15 protein-coding genes are annotated in these 16,350 nt (G+C 65.4%); 11 read left to right on the top strand and 4 right to left on the bottom strand.

The genetic code is table 11. The features are described 5' to 3' along the window. Nucleotides 1-25: 25 nt before the first annotated feature. Complete coding sequence (locus FHW58_RS22985; RefSeq protein ID WP_179675516.1) at nt 26-1,633, bottom strand: M28 family peptidase; 1,608 nt, start codon at nt 1,631-1,633, stop codon at nt 26-28. A gap of 64 nt (nt 1,634-1,697) precedes the next feature. On the opposite strand from FHW58_RS22985, the gene FHW58_RS22980 reads away from it, so the two are divergent. From FHW58_RS22980 to FHW58_RS22970, 3 genes are all read left to right on the top strand, one after another. Beyond that, complete coding sequence (locus FHW58_RS22980) at nt 1,698-2,501, top strand: SDR family oxidoreductase (protein ID WP_179675515.1); 804 nt, start codon at nt 1,698-1,700, stop codon at nt 2,499-2,501. A gap of 108 nt (nt 2,502-2,609) precedes the next feature. Next, nucleotides 2,610-2,834, top strand: coding sequence for a hypothetical protein (locus FHW58_RS22975; protein ID WP_179675514.1), 225 nt, complete (start codon nt 2,610-2,612; stop codon nt 2,832-2,834). A 40-nt stretch (nt 2,835-2,874) separates the two neighbouring features. After that, complete coding sequence (locus FHW58_RS22970; protein WP_179675513.1) at nt 2,875-3,105, top strand: hypothetical protein; 231 nt, start codon at nt 2,875-2,877, stop codon at nt 3,103-3,105. 90 nt (nt 3,106-3,195) lie between these two features. Here FHW58_RS22970 and FHW58_RS22965 read toward each other — a convergent pair whose 3' ends face one another. Beyond that, nucleotides 3,196-4,176, bottom strand: coding sequence for an alpha/beta fold hydrolase (locus FHW58_RS22965; protein ID WP_179675512.1), 981 nt, complete (start codon nt 4,174-4,176; stop codon nt 3,196-3,198). A gap of 76 nt (nt 4,177-4,252) precedes the next feature. On the opposite strand from FHW58_RS22965, the gene FHW58_RS22960 reads away from it, so the two are divergent. Continuing rightward, nucleotides 4,253-4,720, top strand: coding sequence for an OsmC family protein (locus FHW58_RS22960; protein WP_179675511.1), 468 nt, complete (start codon nt 4,253-4,255; stop codon nt 4,718-4,720). A gap of 355 nt (nt 4,721-5,075) precedes the next feature. On the opposite strand, the gene FHW58_RS22955 is transcribed toward FHW58_RS22960, so the two are convergent. Beyond that, on the bottom strand, nt 5,076-5,951 hold the full coding sequence (locus tag FHW58_RS22955; protein ID WP_179675510.1) for a hypothetical protein: 876 nt from the start codon (nt 5,949-5,951) through the stop codon (nt 5,076-5,078). Next, nucleotides 5,948-6,469 (bottom strand): type II CAAX prenyl endopeptidase Rce1 family protein, encoded by a 522-nt coding sequence (locus tag FHW58_RS22950; protein WP_179675509.1) that lies wholly within the window; start codon nt 6,467-6,469, stop codon nt 5,948-5,950. The genes FHW58_RS22955 and FHW58_RS22950 overlap by 4 nt, the downstream gene beginning before the upstream one ends. A gap of 201 nt (nt 6,470-6,670) precedes the next feature. Here FHW58_RS22950 and FHW58_RS22945 point away from each other — a divergent pair, with 201 nt between their 5' ends. From FHW58_RS22945 to FHW58_RS22915, 7 genes are all read left to right on the top strand, one after another. Beyond that, the gene (locus tag FHW58_RS22945) at nt 6,671-8,860 is read left to right on the top strand and encodes a DEAD/DEAH box helicase (RefSeq protein WP_179675508.1); all 2,190 of its coding nucleotides are present in this window, start codon (nt 6,671-6,673) and stop codon (nt 8,858-8,860) included. A gap of 206 nt (nt 8,861-9,066) precedes the next feature. Further along, nucleotides 9,067-9,204: a hypothetical protein gene (locus FHW58_RS22940; RefSeq protein WP_179675507.1), complete on the top strand. Its 138-nt coding sequence runs from the start codon at nt 9,067-9,069 to the stop codon at nt 9,202-9,204. Next, nucleotides 9,204-11,027 carry a Mu transposase C-terminal domain-containing protein gene (locus FHW58_RS22935; RefSeq protein WP_179675506.1) on the top strand — a complete coding sequence of 608 codons (1,824 nt, stop codon included), beginning with the start codon at nt 9,204-9,206 and terminating at the stop codon, nt 11,025-11,027. The genes FHW58_RS22940 and FHW58_RS22935 overlap by 1 nt, the downstream gene beginning before the upstream one ends. Before the next feature lie 167 nt (nt 11,028-11,194). Continuing rightward, nucleotides 11,195-12,862, top strand: coding sequence for a flavin monoamine oxidase family protein (locus tag FHW58_RS22930; RefSeq protein WP_308937280.1), 1,668 nt, complete (start codon nt 11,195-11,197; stop codon nt 12,860-12,862). Beyond that, the gene (locus FHW58_RS22925; RefSeq protein WP_179675504.1) at nt 12,859-13,272 is read left to right on the top strand and encodes a cytochrome c; all 414 of its coding nucleotides are present in this window, start codon (nt 12,859-12,861) and stop codon (nt 13,270-13,272) included. The genes FHW58_RS22930 and FHW58_RS22925 overlap by 4 nt, the downstream gene beginning before the upstream one ends. A gap of 10 nt (nt 13,273-13,282) precedes the next feature. Then, nucleotides 13,283-13,795, top strand: coding sequence for a RidA family protein (locus tag FHW58_RS22920; protein WP_179675503.1), 513 nt, complete (start codon nt 13,283-13,285; stop codon nt 13,793-13,795). Between the two features lie 62 nt (nt 13,796-13,857). Further along, on the top strand, nt 13,858-16,308 hold the full coding sequence (locus FHW58_RS22915; RefSeq protein ID WP_179675502.1) for a TonB-dependent siderophore receptor: 2,451 nt from the start codon (nt 13,858-13,860) through the stop codon (nt 16,306-16,308). Nucleotides 16,309-16,350: the final 42 nt, after the last annotated feature.

The raw sequence follows: 16,350 nt of genomic DNA, 5'->3' as shown, positions 1-16,350 counted from the left end.
CGTTCCGTTTCCATGTGGCAGTTTTTTAACGCTTGACCTTGGCGAAGGCGTCGTCGGCCTTCCAGGTCTGCATTTTTGGCGCGTTGGCCACCGCGTAGCCCAGGTTCAGCGTGAACTGCGCCTGCTGCACCATGCCGGACAGGTCCCAGTCGGCGTGGTATTCGTCGGACGGCTGGTGGTAGTCCTGCTTGAAGGCCACCAGGCGCGCGCGCGATTTTTCCTGGTCCTTGACGAAGTCGAAGTAGCCGTCGCCTGAGAACACCGCCGAGCCGACGTTAAAGGCCGGCACGCCGGCCTTGGCGAAGTTGAAGTGGTCGGCGCGGAAGTAGGCGCCGGACAGGTCCGGGATGGCCGGCGCCAGCGTCAGGCCCATCTGCTTCGCCACCGCGCCGGCCGCCTCGTACAGGCTGCTGCGTTCGGCGCCGGCGACGCCGATGTCGCGCGTCTTGCCGACGAAGTTCATGCTGTCCAGGTTGAGGTCGGCCGTGGTCTTGTTGAGTGGCCAGGCCGGATTGCGCACGTAGGCGGCGCTGCCCAGCAGGCCGGTTTCCTCGGCCGCCGGCCACAGGAACACCTGCGCGCGCCGCGCCGGGTGCTTGACGGCTTCCTGCGCCATGGCCAGCAGCGCCGCCGCGCCGGAGGCGTTGTCGATGGCGCCGTTCCAGATGTGGTCGCCCTTGGCGGCGTCGTCGATGCCCAGGTGGTCCCAGTGCGCCGAGTACACGACCGCCTCGGTTTTCAGCCTGGCGTCGGTGCCGGGCACGATGCCGACCACGTTGTACTGCTCGATCTGGCGGATCTTGCTCTTGATCTCGGCGTGCAGCTTGACCTTGAGGTCGACCGGGCGGAAGTCGCGCCGTTCGGCGGCGGCGCGCAGTTGGTCGAGGTCGAAGCCGCCGGCGGCAAACAGCGCGCGCGCCGTTTCCTCCTGCACCCAACCCTCGATCGGGTTGCCGCTGCCGGCCAGGTGGAAGCGCTCGTGCGCAAAGCTGGTGGCCGGCACGCTCCACGCGTACGAGGCTGACGGCGTGGTGTGGATCAGCAGCGCGCCGGCTGCGCCCTGGCGCACCGCCTCCTCGAACTTGTACAGCCAGCGGCCGTAGTAGGTGTAGGCCTTGCCGGCGAAGCGGTTGGGCTCCTCGGCGGTCGGCTGCGGGTCGTTGACCATCATGACCAGGACCTTGCCCTTCATGTCGACGCCCTTGTAGTCGTCCCAACGTTCTTCCGGGGCGATGGCGCCGTAGCCGACGAACACCAGCGGCGCGTCGATGGTCAGGTCCTCCTTGCCGCTGAAGGTGCCGTAGACGATGTCGGCGCCGTTGGCCGGCGTCAGCACCTTGCCGCTGTCGGCGCTGAAGCGCACCGCGCTGCCCGGCAGCAGCTTGCTGCCCTCCATCCTGACCGCCTGGCGGTAGGTGCCGTCGGCCAGCGGCTTGAGGCCCAGCACCGCCGCCTGCGTCTCCAGGTAGCGCACCGCCAGGTCACCGCCGCGCTGGCCGGTGCCGCGGCCTTCCAGCAGGTCGTCGGCCAGGAAGGACAGGTGGGCGCGCAGCGGCGCCTCGGCCACCAGCGGTTGCTGGGCGTGGGCTTGCAGGGCCAGGCCGGCGGCCAGGGCGATCAGGGAACGACGCATATTTACTCCATGGTGTGAGGCGGAAGGCGGTAATCTTAGCGTATATCCCACAAAAAGGAGACCTATGCATACCATCATCATCACCGGCGCCTCGGACGGCATCGGCGCGGAGATCGCCCGTCAACTGGCGCGCCGGCAGGGCGGCGGCGTGGCGCTGGTGCTGGCGGCGCGCAACGCCGCCGCGCTGGAACTGGTGGCGGCGCAGTGCGCGGCGTCCGGCGCGCAGACGCTGGTTGTGCCCACCGACGTGTCGGTGCAGGCGCAGTGCGTGGCGCTGATCGACGCCGCCGTCGGCCGCTTCGGCGCCATCGACGCGCTGGTCAACAACGCCGGCCGCTCGGCGCACGCGCTGTTCGCCGAGGTGGAAAACCTGGCCTGGTACGAGGAACTGATGCGGATTAATTTATGGGGCAGCGTGTGGTGCACCCACGCGGCGCTGCCTTACCTGAAGCAGTCGCGCGGGCGCATCGTTGCCGTGTCGTCGCTGGCGGGGCTGGTCGGCGTGCCGGGACGCACCGCCTACAGCGCCACCAAGTTCGCCATGGGCGGCTTCTTCGAGGCGCTGCGGGTGGAGCTGAAGCCGGCCGGCGTCAGCGTCACCACCGCCTATCCCGGCGTGGTGGCGACGCAGATCCGCCATCACGGCTTTAACGCGGCCGGCGGCCAGCTGGGCAGCAGCAGCCTGAAGGAGGACGACGCCATGCCGGTGCCCGAGTGCGCGGCGCTGATCATCGCCGGCATGGAGGCGCGCCAGCGCGAGGTGGTGATGACCGCCAAGGGCAAGCTGGGACGCTGGCTCAAACTGATCGCGCCGGGACTGGTGGAGAAGATGGCGCTGGCGGCACTGAAGGACGACGTAAAACCGTGATTGTAAGAAATTGTAATGCCGGTCAACTGGGCTGTATCGGGTCGCGTTTTCTGCTCATGCGACACAGGAATTGTCCTGATGCCGAAAACCCCGAAAAGGAACTCAATCATGTCCAAAGTAATCGCTACTCTGATCGCCGGCCTGTTCGCAACCGCAGCATTCGCACAAACCCCTGCCGCTCCGGCCGCCGCGCCAGAAGCCAAGCCGGCCGTGGAGAAGACCGAAGCGAAACCAGCCGCCAAGAAGAAAACCCACCACAAGGCAAAAAAAGAATCCAAGACGACGGAAGCCGCACCAGCCGCAGCCGCCGCAGCACCAGCAGCAAGCAAGTAATTAACGATATAAACCGTATAAACTGATAGAGGACTGAATCATGAAAAAAGTAATCGCTACCCTGATCGCCGGCCTGTTCGCTTCCGTTGCTTTCGCCCAGACCCCGGCCGCATCGGCTTCGGCCTCCGCCGCCGCCTCGGCCCCTGAAGCTTCGGCGCCAGCCGCCAAGAAAGTAAAGCATCACAAGAAAGAAAAAGCCGCCGCTTCGGCTTCGGCATCGGCAGCCGCCTCGACCCCGGCAGCACCGGCACCGGCCGCCAGCGCCAAGTAATACAGCTTCGCGCCTGACGTGCCGCCCCGGACCCTCCGGGCCTGGGCGGCGCAAGAGAAAAGACGGATTCCAACTCCGTCTTTTCTGCGTTTATCGATTCAGTTCCTCCAGCAACGCGCGATGGAAGGCCGCCGGGTCTTCCATCTGCGGCGCGTGTCCCATGCCCTTGAACTCCACCAGCCGGGCGCCTGGTATCTTCTTCGCGGTTTCCTTGCCCAGCACATCGTAGTGGCCGATCTTCGCTTTCACCTCCGGTGGCGCCACGTCCTTGCCGATGGCGGTGGTGTCGGCGTCGCCGATCAGCAGCGTGGTCGGCACCTTCAGCAGCGGGAATTCATACACCACCGGCTGCGTGAAAATCATGTCGTAGATCAGCGCTGAATTCCACGCCACCAGCTTGTGGCCCGGACCGGCGTTCAGGCCGGCCAGCATGTCCACCCACTTCTCGTACTCCGGCTTCCAGGTGCCGCCATAGTAGGTGGCGCGCTCGTAGGCGCGCACGCTGTCGGCCGACAGTTTCTGCTCGCGCGCATACCACTGATCGACGCTGGGAGCGGGCACGCCCAGCGCCTTCCAGTCCTCCAGCCCGATCGGGTTGACCAGCACCAGCCGCGCCACCGCGTCCGGGTACATCAGCGCGTAGCGCGTGGCCAGCATGCCACCGGTGGAGTGGCCGATGAGAATCGCCTGCTTGACGCCGATGTTCTTCAGCAGCGCGTCGGTATTGGCGGCCAGTTGCTGGAAAGTGTACTGATAGTGTTCCGGCTTGGTCGACGCGCAAAAGCCGATCTGGTCCGGCGCCACCACGCGGTAGCCGGCCCGGGTCAGCTCGGTGATGGTCTGCTCCCAGGTGGCGCCGCAAAAATTCTTGCCGTGCAGGAGAACGGCGGTCTTGCCGTTGGCGGTGGTGGTGGGCGCCACGTCCATGTAGGCCATCTCCAGTTTCACGCCCTGCGACGAGAAACTATACTTGTGCACCGGATGCGGATAGCGGAAGCCTTCGAGCTGGGGGCCGTACGTGGCGGCGGAGGCCGAGCCGGCGAGCAGGGCGGCGGCGAGCAGGATGCGCATGGGGAAGCTCCGGATCAGTAAAACACTTACTATAATCGAGCTGCGCAAACCGCGTGGCAAGCAAGGGAATCGAGCCATGACACAACGCCAACATACGTATCGCGTGGCCGTGCAATGGACTGGCAACACGGGCAGCGGCACGTCCGGTTACCAGGCCTACAGCCGCGATCACGTCATCGCTGCCGGCGACAAGCCGCAGATTGCCGGTTCGTCCGACCCGGCCTTCCGCGGCGACCGCCAGCGCTGGAATCCCGAGGACTTGCTGGTGGCGTCCACGTCCGCCTGTCACAAGCTGTGGTATCTGCACCTGTGCGCCGAGGCCGGGGTTGTCGTCACTGCTTATGAGGACCATGCCGAGGGCACGATGGTGGAAGGTGATAAAGGCCGTTTCACCAGCATCATCCTGCGCCCGCGCGTCACCATCGAGGGCGGCGACACCGAATTGGCCGCCAGGCTGCACCACGCCGCGCACGAGCAGTGCTTCATCGCCAACTCGCTGAATTTCCCGGTGCTGTGCGAACCGGTGATCACGGTGGCCGGTTAGCCGATGACGCTGAGCAGTACCATACGAGGTCAGTGGCCATGCTGTTAAGTCAAGCCCGTCGCTCCGGCGAAAGCTGGAGTCCATGGAACGCCAGCGTGCCGGGGACAGACGGACAGACGGGGTCAGCGGACAGACGGGGTCAGTGCCGACATTCAGACACGGACAGACGGGGTCAGTGCCGACATTCAGACACGCGGACAGACGGGGTCAGTGCCGACATTCAGACACGTGCTCAACATTAACGGACAGACGGGGTCAGTGCCGACATTCAGACACGTGCTCAACATTAACATGCCTCAGCTCGTGTCCGAATGTCGGCACTGACCCCCGAGGGGAGTTGTGTTATCGCATGGGATTAGTGGTGGCGCCGTTCGCGGGCGATGGCGGCGATGTGGCGGGCGGCGGCTTGTGCGGTTGTGCGCTGGTCGTCGCTGAGGTCGCCGGCCACTTTCGTCATCGGGCCATCGGGCGCGAAGACGCTGGCTTCGACGGAGGTCGGCCCTGTCGTCTCGCTGTAGATCAAGCCTTGCGCGAGTGCGTAACGGTAGGCCAGTGCCGGGTCTTTGTCGATCAGCGCGTCGCCGGTCAATGCCGTCATCCACAGATAATTCAGCGCCAGCAGATCGCCGCTTTCGGCCTGTTGCTGCAGTTGCTCTCTGGCGGTGGTTTTCCATTCGCGCACCAGCGGATCGTCGGGACGGGTGGTCAGCGCGGTGCGGTCGCCAAACGGGCCTTCCTTGGCGACCTGCACCGCCGCGCCGATGATGCCCGCCTTGGCCGCTGCGGCGAGATAGTCGAAGCGCGCCAGGCGCATGCGCTCGGTCATGCCGTTGCAGAGTTTTTCGTCGTGCTTTTTTTCGCTGTCGGTCATGCCGCGAAAGGGGATGACGCTGCGGTTCTGTTCGAAATCGGTGGCGTCGAAAATCATGCGGTCGTGATCGTGGTTGAATGACTCGCAGTCGGCAAGCAGCCAGTAGGCCTGGTAGGCCTGTTCCGGACGATGCGTGGCGATCAGCCGCTCGACCTGGGCGGCGAGCGGGACGTCGTCTGGCAATTGGCCGATGTGCTGGCGTGGCACCGGTTGGGCAACTGCCGCCGGAATCGGCCGTGCCTGGGGCTCTGTTTTAGGTGCTGGCGCTTCCGGCGCAACCGGATTGACAACACTCCAGCCGGCAATGCCCATGACCAGCACGGCGGCCACCAGTCCCCAGACATATCTCTCTTTGATCATATCAACAGGATCAACAGCAGCAGAAGGTTATTCACCGCATGGGCGACAAACGATGCCCAGAAGGCCGGCAGGTAGCCACAGGGGCGCATGACCAGGTAGGCGGTAGCAAACAGGGCGCCGGCGATCGCCGCGCACACGCCGTGCGCGAGGCCGCCGTTCAGGTAGTGTCCCGCGCCGAACACCATCGCCGCGAGCGCAACGCAGGCGATGTCGTTGAAGCCCGCCAGCCTGCCCATCTCCAACGGCAGCCATTGCGCTGCACAGGTTTCCCAGAGCGGGATGAGAAAGCCGCCCATCACCAGCAGGCTCCACGGCGCCAGGTTGGCCAGCGCGGCCGCTGCCGACGGTCCCAATATCTGCCTTGGCAGCAGGGCCTGGAGCAGGCAGGCGACGGTGGCGCCGAGGCTGGCGCTCAGCAGGCCGGTGCCGGCGCCGAGCAGCAATGCGCTGCGGTATGGACGGCTTTCGATCAGCGACAGCGGCCAACGCCGGGACAGGATCAAGTGGTAAAGCTGCATCGTGGATGCGCATCCGTTGCAAGAACAATCAGCATAGCAGTTTGCTCATCTGGAAAATCCGTTAATTCTCACCAAAGCCGTGCAAACCGGCGGCTTTCGGGCGGATTTCGCGTAAAAAACCGCTCAATCCCCTCAGACAGAGTAAACTACGCGCAATTTCTTTCGCAATTAGGCGATTCGAACAATTTTGTGAGTGACGCCATGTCTGCATCCCCAGTATCCCCAATTGCCCATTTCTCCGATCTGCATCTCGGCGCGCCGCTGCTCAAGGCGCTGAATGAGGTCGGCTACGAGTCGCCGTCGCCGATCCAGGCCGCGACCATCCCGTTCCTGCTGGACGGCCAGGACGTGCTCGGCCAGGCCCAGACCGGCACCGGTAAAACCGCCGCCTTCGCGCTGCCCATCCTGGCGCGCATCGACATCAAGCAAACCACGCCGCAGGCGCTGGTGCTGGCGCCCACGCGCGAACTGGCGATCCAGGTCGCCGAGGCGTTCCAGACCTACGCCGCCCACATTCCCGGCTTCCACGTGCTGCCGATCTATGGCGGCCAGAGCTACGGCCCGCAACTGTCGGCGCTGCGCCGCGGCGTGCACGTGGTGGTCGGCACCCCGGGCCGCGTCATCGATCACCTCGATAAAGGCTCGCTCGACCTGTCCAAACTGAAAACGCTGGTGCTGGACGAGGCCGACGAAATGCTGCGCATGGGCTTTATCGACGACGTCGAGCGCATCCTGCAGGAGACGCCGGAGTCGCGCCAGACCGCGCTGTTCTCGGCCACCATGCCGTCGGCCATCCGCCGCATCGCCAACACCTACCTGAATCAGCCGAAGGAGGTGACCGTCGCCGCCAAGACCGGCACCAACGAGAACATCCGCCAGCGCTACTGGCTGGTGTCCGGCATGCACAAGCTGGACGCGCTGACGCGCATCCTGGAAGCCGAGAACTTCGACGGCATGATCATCTTCTCGCGCACCAAGCTGGGCACCGAGGAACTGGCGCAGAAGCTGCAGGCGCGCGGCTTTTCGGCTGCCGCCATCAACGGCGACATCCAGCAGGCACAGCGCGAGCGCACCGTGCAGATGCTGAAGGACGGCAAGATCGATATCCTGGTGGCAACCGACGTCGCCGCCCGCGGCCTGGACGTGGAGCGCATTTCGCACGTGGTCAACTACGACGTGCCGCACGATCCGGAAAGCTACACCCACCGCATCGGCCGCACCGGCCGCGCCGGCCGCAGCGGCGAGGCGATCCTGTTCATCACGCCGCGCGAAAAAGGCCTGCTGAAGATGATCGAACGCGCCACCCGCCAGCCGATCGGCCAGCTGGAGCTGCCGACCATCCAGGCGGTCAACGACGTGCGCATCGCCCGCTTCAAGCAGCAGATCACCGACACGCTGGCCGAGGGCGGCCTGGAGCAGTTCCAGTCGCTGATCGAGGACTACGAGCAGGAATACAACGTGCCGGCGCTGGAAATCGCCGCCGCGCTGGCCAAGCTGGCGCGCGGCGACGTGCCGCTGCTGCTGGACAAGAAGCAGAAGACCGAGTGGGAAGAGCGTCCGGCCCGTGCGACGGCGTCGTTCGACCGCCCGGAGCGCGCCGACCGCTTCGGCGAGCGCGCCGAGCGCGGCGAGCGCTTCCCGAAAAAGGAGCGCATTCCGCGCGACTCCGAGCCGGGCATGCGCACCTACCGCATCGAGGTCGGCTACCAGCACGGCGTCAAGCCGGGCAACATCGTCGGCGCCATCGCCAACGAGGGCGGTATCGACTCCAAGAACATCGGCCGCATCGAAATCTTTGACGACTACACGGTGCTGGACATGCCCGACACCCTGAGCCGCGAGGCGCTGGAGCTGATGGCCGGCATCCGCGTGGCCGGCCAGCCGCTGCGCATCAGCGTCGACGGCGAGGGCGCGCCGGCGGCCACCACGGCGGCGGCGCCGGCAGCGGCCGGCAAGCCCAAGGCCGCCAAGGCGGCAAATGGTGCTTCGCCGCTGGAGAAGGCCGCGCGTGTGACGGCCGACGAACTGGCCGACGAGGCGCCGCCGAAGAAGAAAAAGGACAAGCCGGGCAAGCTGGCGGTGCCGATGAGCGCCTTCCGCATCGAGGTCGGCCGCAACAACGAGATCACCCCGGCCAACATCGTCGGCGCCATCGCCAACGAGACCGGGCTGGAGGCCAAGTACATCGGCCGCATCGAGATCTTCGACGACCACAGCATGCTGGAGCTGCCGGACGGCATGCCGGACGATATGTTCAAGAGCCTGGGCAAGGTATGGGTGGGCGGCGGCCAGCTGAAGATCAGCCACGCCGACCGCATGCCGCCGGAATCGGCCAAGCACACGCCGCCGAAGAAGCCGGCGCCGGGCGCCAAGTCCAAGAAGAAGTATTGATCACCACGGGGCCGCAAGGCCCCGTTTTCATTCCCCACGCTGGTGCTGCAATGCACCAAAATTAAGCTTGCCAGATCGTACTCACCGTGGCTCTCATAGGAGAAGGCAGGCTGGCCCACTTATTGCATATGTGATAGCACAATCGTGATAAGTGGCGGCGGTATCAGCGCCTTCAACCTGGAGACGTTACGCGTGGGAGCATGGCAATGACTTCATTCAGGAAGCTGTGGACTACCTTTGTGGATGCGATCAAGCCGCAGGCGCTGCGGGACCCGAACATGGCGGGGCTGCATTCGATTTACGTCGATAAGCGGCCCTTCACCGCCTCGTTCCGGGAGCGCTAATGTTGCTGCGGAACGACCTGCTGCAGTATACGCAACCGTCGCCGCGCACCGTCCGCATCCTCTGGATCTCTCCCCAGCAAAGCCACGCCTATGTGTTTGACGTGGCGGCGCAAACGGCGGACGTGGAGATGGTCCAGCTATCGGCGCTGCACGCCGACATCCGGGCCGGCCGCGCCAGCGTGCTGCCGGCCGATCCCTATCTGATGGTGGTCAGCCAGGAGCTGCTGCCGCCCAAACACCTGCAACTGCGCGCCCGCGCCTGGGAAGTGATCGAGGCGCTGGTGACGCAGGAGCCGGCCATCTACGAGGCGCGCCAGCGCGGCCAGATGATCGCCCAGGCCACCGCCCGGCACCAGGTGTCGCATCCCACCATCTACCGCTACCTGCGGCGCTACTGGCAGCGCGGGCAGACGCCCAACGCGCTGCTGCCGGACTATGGCAACTCGGGCGGGCGCGGCAAGGTGCGGCAGTCGTCGGCCGGCGTCAAGCGCGGCCGGCCGCGCAAGAACGGCGCCGACGAGGGGCCGGGCCTGAACGCCGACGAGGATATCCGCCGCACCTTCCGCGTCGCCACCGCGCGCTATGCGGCCGCCAACGCCAAGTTCTCGCGGCTGGGCGCCTACCAGCAGATGCTGTCCGACTTCTTCGTCGAGCGCCGCGTCGATCCGGTCTCGGGCCGGGTGCAGGCGGCGGCCGGCGTCGCGCGCGAGGTGCCGACCTTCGGCCAGTTCAACTACTGGCTCGATCACGACGACGACCGGCCGCCCGAAGTGGCGCGCCGCCAGCCGTCCGCGCTGGCCGCCGCCAGCGCGCTGCAGCAGGCCATGCGGGAGCCGCTGGCGCCGCCGCCGGGCCGCCCCGGTTCCGGCTTCTACCTGGACGCGGTGCGCGCCGAGGTGCAGCTGGTGTCGCGCGCCGACCGCCAGCAGGCCATCGGCCGGCCGCTGGTGTACGTGGTGACGGACGCCTTCAGCCGCCTGGTGTGCGGCGTCTACGTCGGCATGGGCGAGGCGCAGTGGCCGCATGCCATGCTGGCGCTGGCCCACTGCGGCGCCGACAAGCAGCGCTACGCCCAGCAGTACGGGCGCCGCATCGACGAGGGCCAATGGCCGTGCCGCCATCTGCCGGAGACGCTGTTTGCCAACGCCGCACTGACGCTGGGCTGGAACGGCGACACGCTGCTGAATAACTTCAACCTGCGCTGCGTGGCGGCGGACGACGGCCCGGACGACTGGCGCGGCGTGCTGGAGAAGCGCTTCCGGTTGCTGGCGCCGCAGATGGAGGGCGCGCCGGGCCGGCTGGATGGCGTGATGGACCTGGAGCAGTTCACCCGCATCGTGCTCGACTGCGTCCTCTACTACAACAACCGCCAGCAACTGGCGCACGCCGGCGGCGCCACGCCGCGCCGCTTGTGGGACTGGGGCGTGGAGCATCGCGGCGGCGGCTTGAAGATCTATCCCGAGCACCTGATCCGCTGCAGCCTGATGCCGGTGGCGCAAGCCGCGGTGACGGCGGACGGCATCGCGCTGTTCGACAGCCTGTACACCTGCGCGCGCGCCGTCAACGAGCGCTGGCTGGAACGGGCGCGCACGCGCGGCCAATGGCAGGTCAAGGTGGCTTACGATCCGGCCAATATGGACATGGTTTATTTGCTGGACGCGGCCGCGCCCATGCAGTTCCATGCCTGCCACCTGGCCGACGCCAGCGTCGCGCATCAGCATCTGTCGCTGGCGGAAATCGCTCGTCTGCCGCGCACCGCCGCCGCCGTGCCAGCGGCGCCACTACGTAGCACTACGCAGGGATACGCCAGCTTCGTTGGCTGAGCGGCGCCGCGTGCACCATGCACTGCATCGTAACGGTGCAGTGCATTTTTTTTGACATGAATAAAGTCCTATCATTGTTTTATACCGTTTATCCCGTTATCCGCAATAAAACCTGTTAGCCGAAACATGTTTATTTTTTGACCACGTGTTGGCACACCGTTTGCTACATGGGAACTATGGGTTCGCAAGTCGCCCAAGGGTTTTTCAGCAGATCGGTGAGGAAGCAGATGGATAGTAAAACGGTAAAACCATTTAAATCGTTTAGCTCATTTACGAGGAGGGATTTCCTGTATCGCGCGGCCGCGGTCGGCGGCACTGGACTGCTGTTGAACACCATGAGCGCGTGGGGCATGGGCATCGAGTCCACCGCGTCGGCGCCGCCGGCGCTGAGCGGCAGCGGCAAGGGCAAGAAGGTGCTGATCCTGGGCGCCGGCCTGGCCGGCATGACGGCCGCCTACGAGCTGGAGAAGCTGGGCTACAAGGTGCAGGTGCTGGAGGCGCGTTCGTTCGCCGGCGGCCGCTGCCAGACCGCGCGCAAGGGCTTCAGCCTGACCGAGCTGGGTGGCGAGAAGCAGACCTGCGCGTTCGACGACGGCCAGTACATCAACCACGGCCCGTGGCGCATTCCGCTGCACCATCAGTCGACGCTGCACTACACCAAGCTGTTCGAGGTGCCGCTGGAGGTGATGGTCAACGATAACGACCACGCCTACGTGTATTCCGAAAACGCCGGCCCGTTCGCCGGCAAGCGCCTGCGCGTCAAGGAGGTCAAGGCCGACATGCGCGGCCACGTGTCGGAGCTGCTGGCCAAGTCGGTCAAGAGCCACCAGCTGGACCAGGAACTGACGGCCGACGACCAGCGCCTGCTGCTGGACTACCTGCAACACGAGGGCGCGCTGACCGCCAACGACTTGCAGTACAAGGGCCGCAGCGGCCGCGGTTTCAAGGTCAATCCGGGCGCCGGCCTGAATCCGGGACCGGGCACGCCGTCCGATCCGCTGGGCTTCAAGGACCTGCTGGCGTCGAAGCTGGGCAACGTCTACAGCGCGGTGCAGGACTTCCCGATGCAGAACACCATGTTCCAGCCGGTCGGCGGCATGGACGCCATCGCCAAGGCGTTTGAAAAACGCGTCGGCAAAAACATCCGTTACAAGGCGGAGGTACAGACCATCCGCCAGAACGACAAGGGTGTGACGGTGACCTACAAGGACACCGGCACCAACAAGCTCGGCTCCATCAGCGCCGACTACTGCCTGTGCGCCATCCCGTTGTCGGTGCTGCGCCAGATCGATACCGATTTTTCGGACAAATTCAAGAAGGCCGTCGCCACCGTGGCGTACGCGCCGGTGGGCAAGATCGGCCTGCAGATGAAGCGCCGCTTCTGGGAAGAGGACGACCACATCTACGGCGGCCACATCATGACCGACCTGAAAGGCATCAACGTCATTTCCGTGCCGTCGTACGGCTTCCAGAAAAAGAAGGGCGTGCTGCTGGGGTACTACCAGTACCAGACGGCGGCGATCGAGATCAGCGCGCTGTCGCCGAAGGAGCGCGCCGAGTTCGCGCTGGCGGCCGGCCAGAAGATCTTCCCGCAATACACGGAGAACTTCGAGAACGCGTTCTCGGTGGCGTGGCACCGCGTGCAGTACAACCTGGGCGGCTGGGCCGAGTGGACCGACAAGACCCGCGCCGCCGCCTACCCGACGCTGGTGGAGGGCGAGGGCCGCATCCTGCTGGCCGGCGAACACCTGAGCTATCTGACCGGCTGGCAGGCCGGCGCCATCGAATCGGCATGGCAGCAGATCGCCAAGATCCATGAAAGGGCAAGCGCATGAGAGACACCCTGATCAAGGCCGCGATGGCGATCATCGCCACCATCGCGGCGGCGGCATCGTCGCCGTCGCGCGCGCAGGAGATGGACGGCAAGGCGCTGTTCCTGAAGAACTGCGCCGCCTGCCATCAGCCGACCGGCAAGGGCATTCCGGGCGCCTTCCCGGCGCTGGCCGGCAACAAGTTCGTGCAGGGGCAGGGCAGCGAAGTCGCCGCCGTGCTGCTGAAAGGGCGCGGCGGCATGCCGGACTTCAGCGAATCGCTGAGCGACCGCGATATCGCCACCGTGCTGACCTTCGTGCGCTCCAACTGGGGCAACAAGGCCGACGGCCTGAACGAGGCGGAGGTTGGCGCGCTGCGCACCTCGCTGGGCGTCGACCCGTTTGGTAACACCGCCATGTCCAACAAACACTGAAAGAGCCAAGATGAAAAAAACCATAGCCTCCCTGCTGGTCTGCGCCGCCTTCGGCAGCGCCCACGCCGCCGCGCCCAAAGCCGACATCGTGCGCCACAAGATTCCGAACTCCGATTTCCCGATCGCGCTGGCGGTGACGATACCGCCCACCGCCACCATCCACTTCATCAGCGGCCAGGTGCCGGCGGTGGTCAACAAGGACGCGCCGGCCGATTCGCTGGAAGCCTTCGGCGACACCAAGACCCAGTCCGAGTCGGTGCTGAAGAAGATCAAGGAAATCCTGCAGGGGATGAAGCTGGAGATGTCGGACGTGGTGAAGATGCAGGTGTTCCTGGTCGGCGATCCGGCCAAGGGCGGCAAGGCCGACACCAAGGGCTTCATGGAAGCCTACACCCAGTACTTCGGTAGCAGCGCCCAGCCTGGCCCGCAACTCAACCTGCCGGCGCGCGCGGTGGTGCAGGTGGCGGGCCTGAGCAATCCGGGCTGGCTGGTCGAGATCGAGGTGGTCGCCGCTAAAAAATAACAATCAGCTGTTGTGTTTTCGGGTCTTACTTTCGCTTTTATTCAAAAATGGGGAATTAAAATATGCATAAGGCCACACTGAAGATCGGCGTCGCAGCCGTGTTGTCCACTCTGGCATTTGGCGTGTACGCCGCTGAAGACGATACCGTCGCGGCGGCGGCCGATACCGCCACGCCCAACGCGGGAGCGGTGATCGTGACGGGCACGCGTTCCAGCGGCATCAAGGTTGAAAACAGCGCGTCGCCGATCCAGGTTCTGGATTCGGCGTCGCTGCAGCGCACCGGCCAGCCGGACCTGATCCAGGCACTGGCGCAGAACCTGCCGTCCTTCACGGCGCAGGCCTTCGGCGGCGACACCGCCAACCTGACGCTGTCGGCCCGCCTGCGCGGTCTGAGCCCGAACAACACGCTGGTGCTGATCAACGGCAAGCGCCGTCACGGCACCGCCAACCTGGCCGTGCTGGGCGGCCCCTACCAGGGCGGCGCGGCGGCTGACCTGAACTACATCCCGGTGTCCGCCATCGACCACATCGAGGTGCTGCAGGACGGCGCGGCCGCGCAATACGGCTCGGACGCGATCGCCGGCGTGGTCAACGTCATTCTCAAGTCGAATAACCACGGCGGCACCGCCACCGTCAACGGCGGCGGTTACTCCGATGGCGGCGGCCGCACGCTGGACGGCAGCGCCAACATCGGCGTCGAGCCGTTCCAGGACGCGTTCTTCAGCCTGACGGCGGAATCCAAGTACCACGGCTACAGCGACCGCGGCGGCATCGACCCGCGCGTCATCAACCCGGCCAACATGGCGGCCTACCCTGGCATGTTCCAGGAACCGGGCTACCCGCACGTCAACCACATCCAGGGCGACGCGCAATACCACCTGAACGTGTTTGCCGCCAACTTCGGCTGGGACGTGTCGCCGGACAGCCAACTGTACGCGATTGCCACCGCCGGCCGCAAGGAGGCGCGCGCCTACGAGAACTACCGCCTGCCGAACCGCCTGCCGAAGATCTATCCGACCGGCTTCTCGCCGAAGGAAACCATGAAGGAAGAGGACTTCGCGTTCACCGGCGGCTTCAAGACCAAGGCCGACGGCTGGAATATCGACCTGAGTTCGACCTATGGCCGCGACAAGGCGCGCATCGGCGTGGCCGATTCCGGCAACGTCTCGCTGTTCACCGACACCGGCTTCACGCCGACCGTGTTCAGCGCCGGCGCCTTCATCGCCAGCCAGTGGACCACCACGCTGGAGGCGTCGAAGGAATTCAATGTCGGCTGGGCCAAGCCGCTCAACATCGCCGGCGGTATCGAGCACCGCATCGACAAGTACGAGATCGAGGCCGGCGACGAAGCCTCGCGCTACAAGGAAGGCTCGCAGTCCTATCCCGGCTTCTCGCTGACCGACGCCGGCAGCCATCGCCGCACCAACCAGGCGGCCTACCTGGACTTCGCCGGCAGCCCGATCACCGACCTGACGCTGGACCTGGCGGCACGCTATGAGCACTTCAGCGACTTCGGCAACGCCAAGGTGGGCAAGATCACCAGCCGCTACGATTTCTCGCCGGTGGTGGCGCTGCGCGGCACCGTCTCGAATGGCTTCCGCGCGCCGACGCTGGCCGAGTCCTACTACTCGGCCACCAACGTCTCGCCGGGATCGGCCTTCGTCCAGTTGGCGCCGAATTCGGCTGGCGCCAAGCTGGTGGGTGTCGACGGGCTGAAGCCGGAGCGCTCGACCAACTTCAGCATCGGCCTGGTATTGAACCCAGCTTCCAACCTGTCGATGACGCTGGACGCCTACCAGATCACCATCCGCGACCGCATCGTCGGCAGCGGCGCGCTGAATGGTTCCGGCGCCGATGTGGTGTCGCCGGCGGTGGTGGCGGCCATCAAGGCCAACGGCAACGTGCTGGATCAGTCGGTGACCACCACCGGCATCAACATCTTCTCCAACGCTGTCAACACGCGCAGCCGCGGCGTGGAATTCGTCACCACGCTGAATCAGCGCTACGGCGCCGCGGGCGCGGTCGACTGGTCGATTGCGGCCAACTACAACAAGGTCGAAGTGACCAAGTTGAACCAGGTGCCGGCGCAACTGCTGCCGCAGACGCTGCTCGACAAGACCGCCATCTCCGACCTGGAAACCGCGTCGCCCAAGCTGCGCGTCAACCTGGGGGCATTGTGGAAGGTGGGTAACTGGACCATCAATCTGCGTGAGGCGATCTACGGCAAGTCGTCCGAGTGGCAGCACCCGGATGGTTCGAGCAACTACTATCTGACCAAGATTTCCACCAAGGCGATCACCGATCTGGAAGTGGGCTACAAGTTGAACAGCGCGTGGTCGGTGGCGGTGGGCGCCAACAATCTGTTCAACACCTACCCGAATGGCGTCAACCCGGGCATGCTGGCGGAGCAGCGGGCGGGCAACGACAACGGCGCCGTGACCATCCTGCCGAGCTTCTCGCCGTTCGGCATCAATGGCGGCTACTACTACGCGCGCGCCAACTACAAGTTCTAAGCGGGGGCTTAGTTCCTTTTGGGTCGCCCCTCGGGGCGGCCT

Source organism: Duganella sp. 1224, from assembly GCF_013408245.1.
Classification (GTDB): domain Bacteria; phylum Pseudomonadota; class Gammaproteobacteria; order Burkholderiales; family Burkholderiaceae_D; genus Rugamonas.
Note: the sequence above shows the minus strand (reverse complement) of the source record. Positions and strands in the feature narration are given on the sequence as shown.

Bases quoted from the DNA above. Each gene is read 5' to 3' on its own strand.
- FHW58_RS22930 (WP_308937280.1), top strand. From the start codon at position 11,195: ATGGGAACTATGGGTTCGCAAGTCGCCCAAGGGTTTTTCAGCAGATCG.
- FHW58_RS22920 (WP_179675503.1), top strand. From the start codon at position 13,283: ATGAAAAAAACCATAGCCTCCCTGCTGGTCTGCGCCGCCTTCGGCAGC.
- FHW58_RS22965 (WP_179675512.1), bottom strand. From the start codon at position 4,176: ATGCGCATCCTGCTCGCCGCCGCCCTGCTCGCCGGCTCGGCCTCCGCC.
- FHW58_RS22940 (WP_179675507.1), top strand. From the start codon at position 9,067: ATGACTTCATTCAGGAAGCTGTGGACTACCTTTGTGGATGCGATCAAG.
- FHW58_RS22970 (WP_179675513.1), top strand. From the start codon at position 2,875: ATGAAAAAAGTAATCGCTACCCTGATCGCCGGCCTGTTCGCTTCCGTT.
- FHW58_RS22985 (WP_179675516.1), bottom strand. From the start codon at position 1,633: ATGCGTCGTTCCCTGATCGCCCTGGCCGCCGGCCTGGCCCTGCAAGCC.
- FHW58_RS22935 (WP_179675506.1), top strand. From the start codon at position 9,204: ATGTTGCTGCGGAACGACCTGCTGCAGTATACGCAACCGTCGCCGCGC.
- FHW58_RS22955 (WP_179675510.1), bottom strand. From the start codon at position 5,951: ATGATCAAAGAGAGATATGTCTGGGGACTGGTGGCCGCCGTGCTGGTC.
- FHW58_RS22950 (WP_179675509.1), bottom strand. From the start codon at position 6,469: ATGCAGCTTTACCACTTGATCCTGTCCCGGCGTTGGCCGCTGTCGCTG.
- FHW58_RS22975 (WP_179675514.1), top strand. From the start codon at position 2,610: ATGTCCAAAGTAATCGCTACTCTGATCGCCGGCCTGTTCGCAACCGCA.
- FHW58_RS22915 (WP_179675502.1), top strand. From the start codon at position 13,858: ATGCATAAGGCCACACTGAAGATCGGCGTCGCAGCCGTGTTGTCCACT.
- FHW58_RS22945 (WP_179675508.1), top strand. From the start codon at position 6,671: ATGTCTGCATCCCCAGTATCCCCAATTGCCCATTTCTCCGATCTGCAT.
- FHW58_RS22925 (WP_179675504.1), top strand. From the start codon at position 12,859: ATGAGAGACACCCTGATCAAGGCCGCGATGGCGATCATCGCCACCATC.
- FHW58_RS22980 (WP_179675515.1), top strand. From the start codon at position 1,698: ATGCATACCATCATCATCACCGGCGCCTCGGACGGCATCGGCGCGGAG.
- FHW58_RS22960 (WP_179675511.1), top strand. From the start codon at position 4,253: ATGACACAACGCCAACATACGTATCGCGTGGCCGTGCAATGGACTGGC.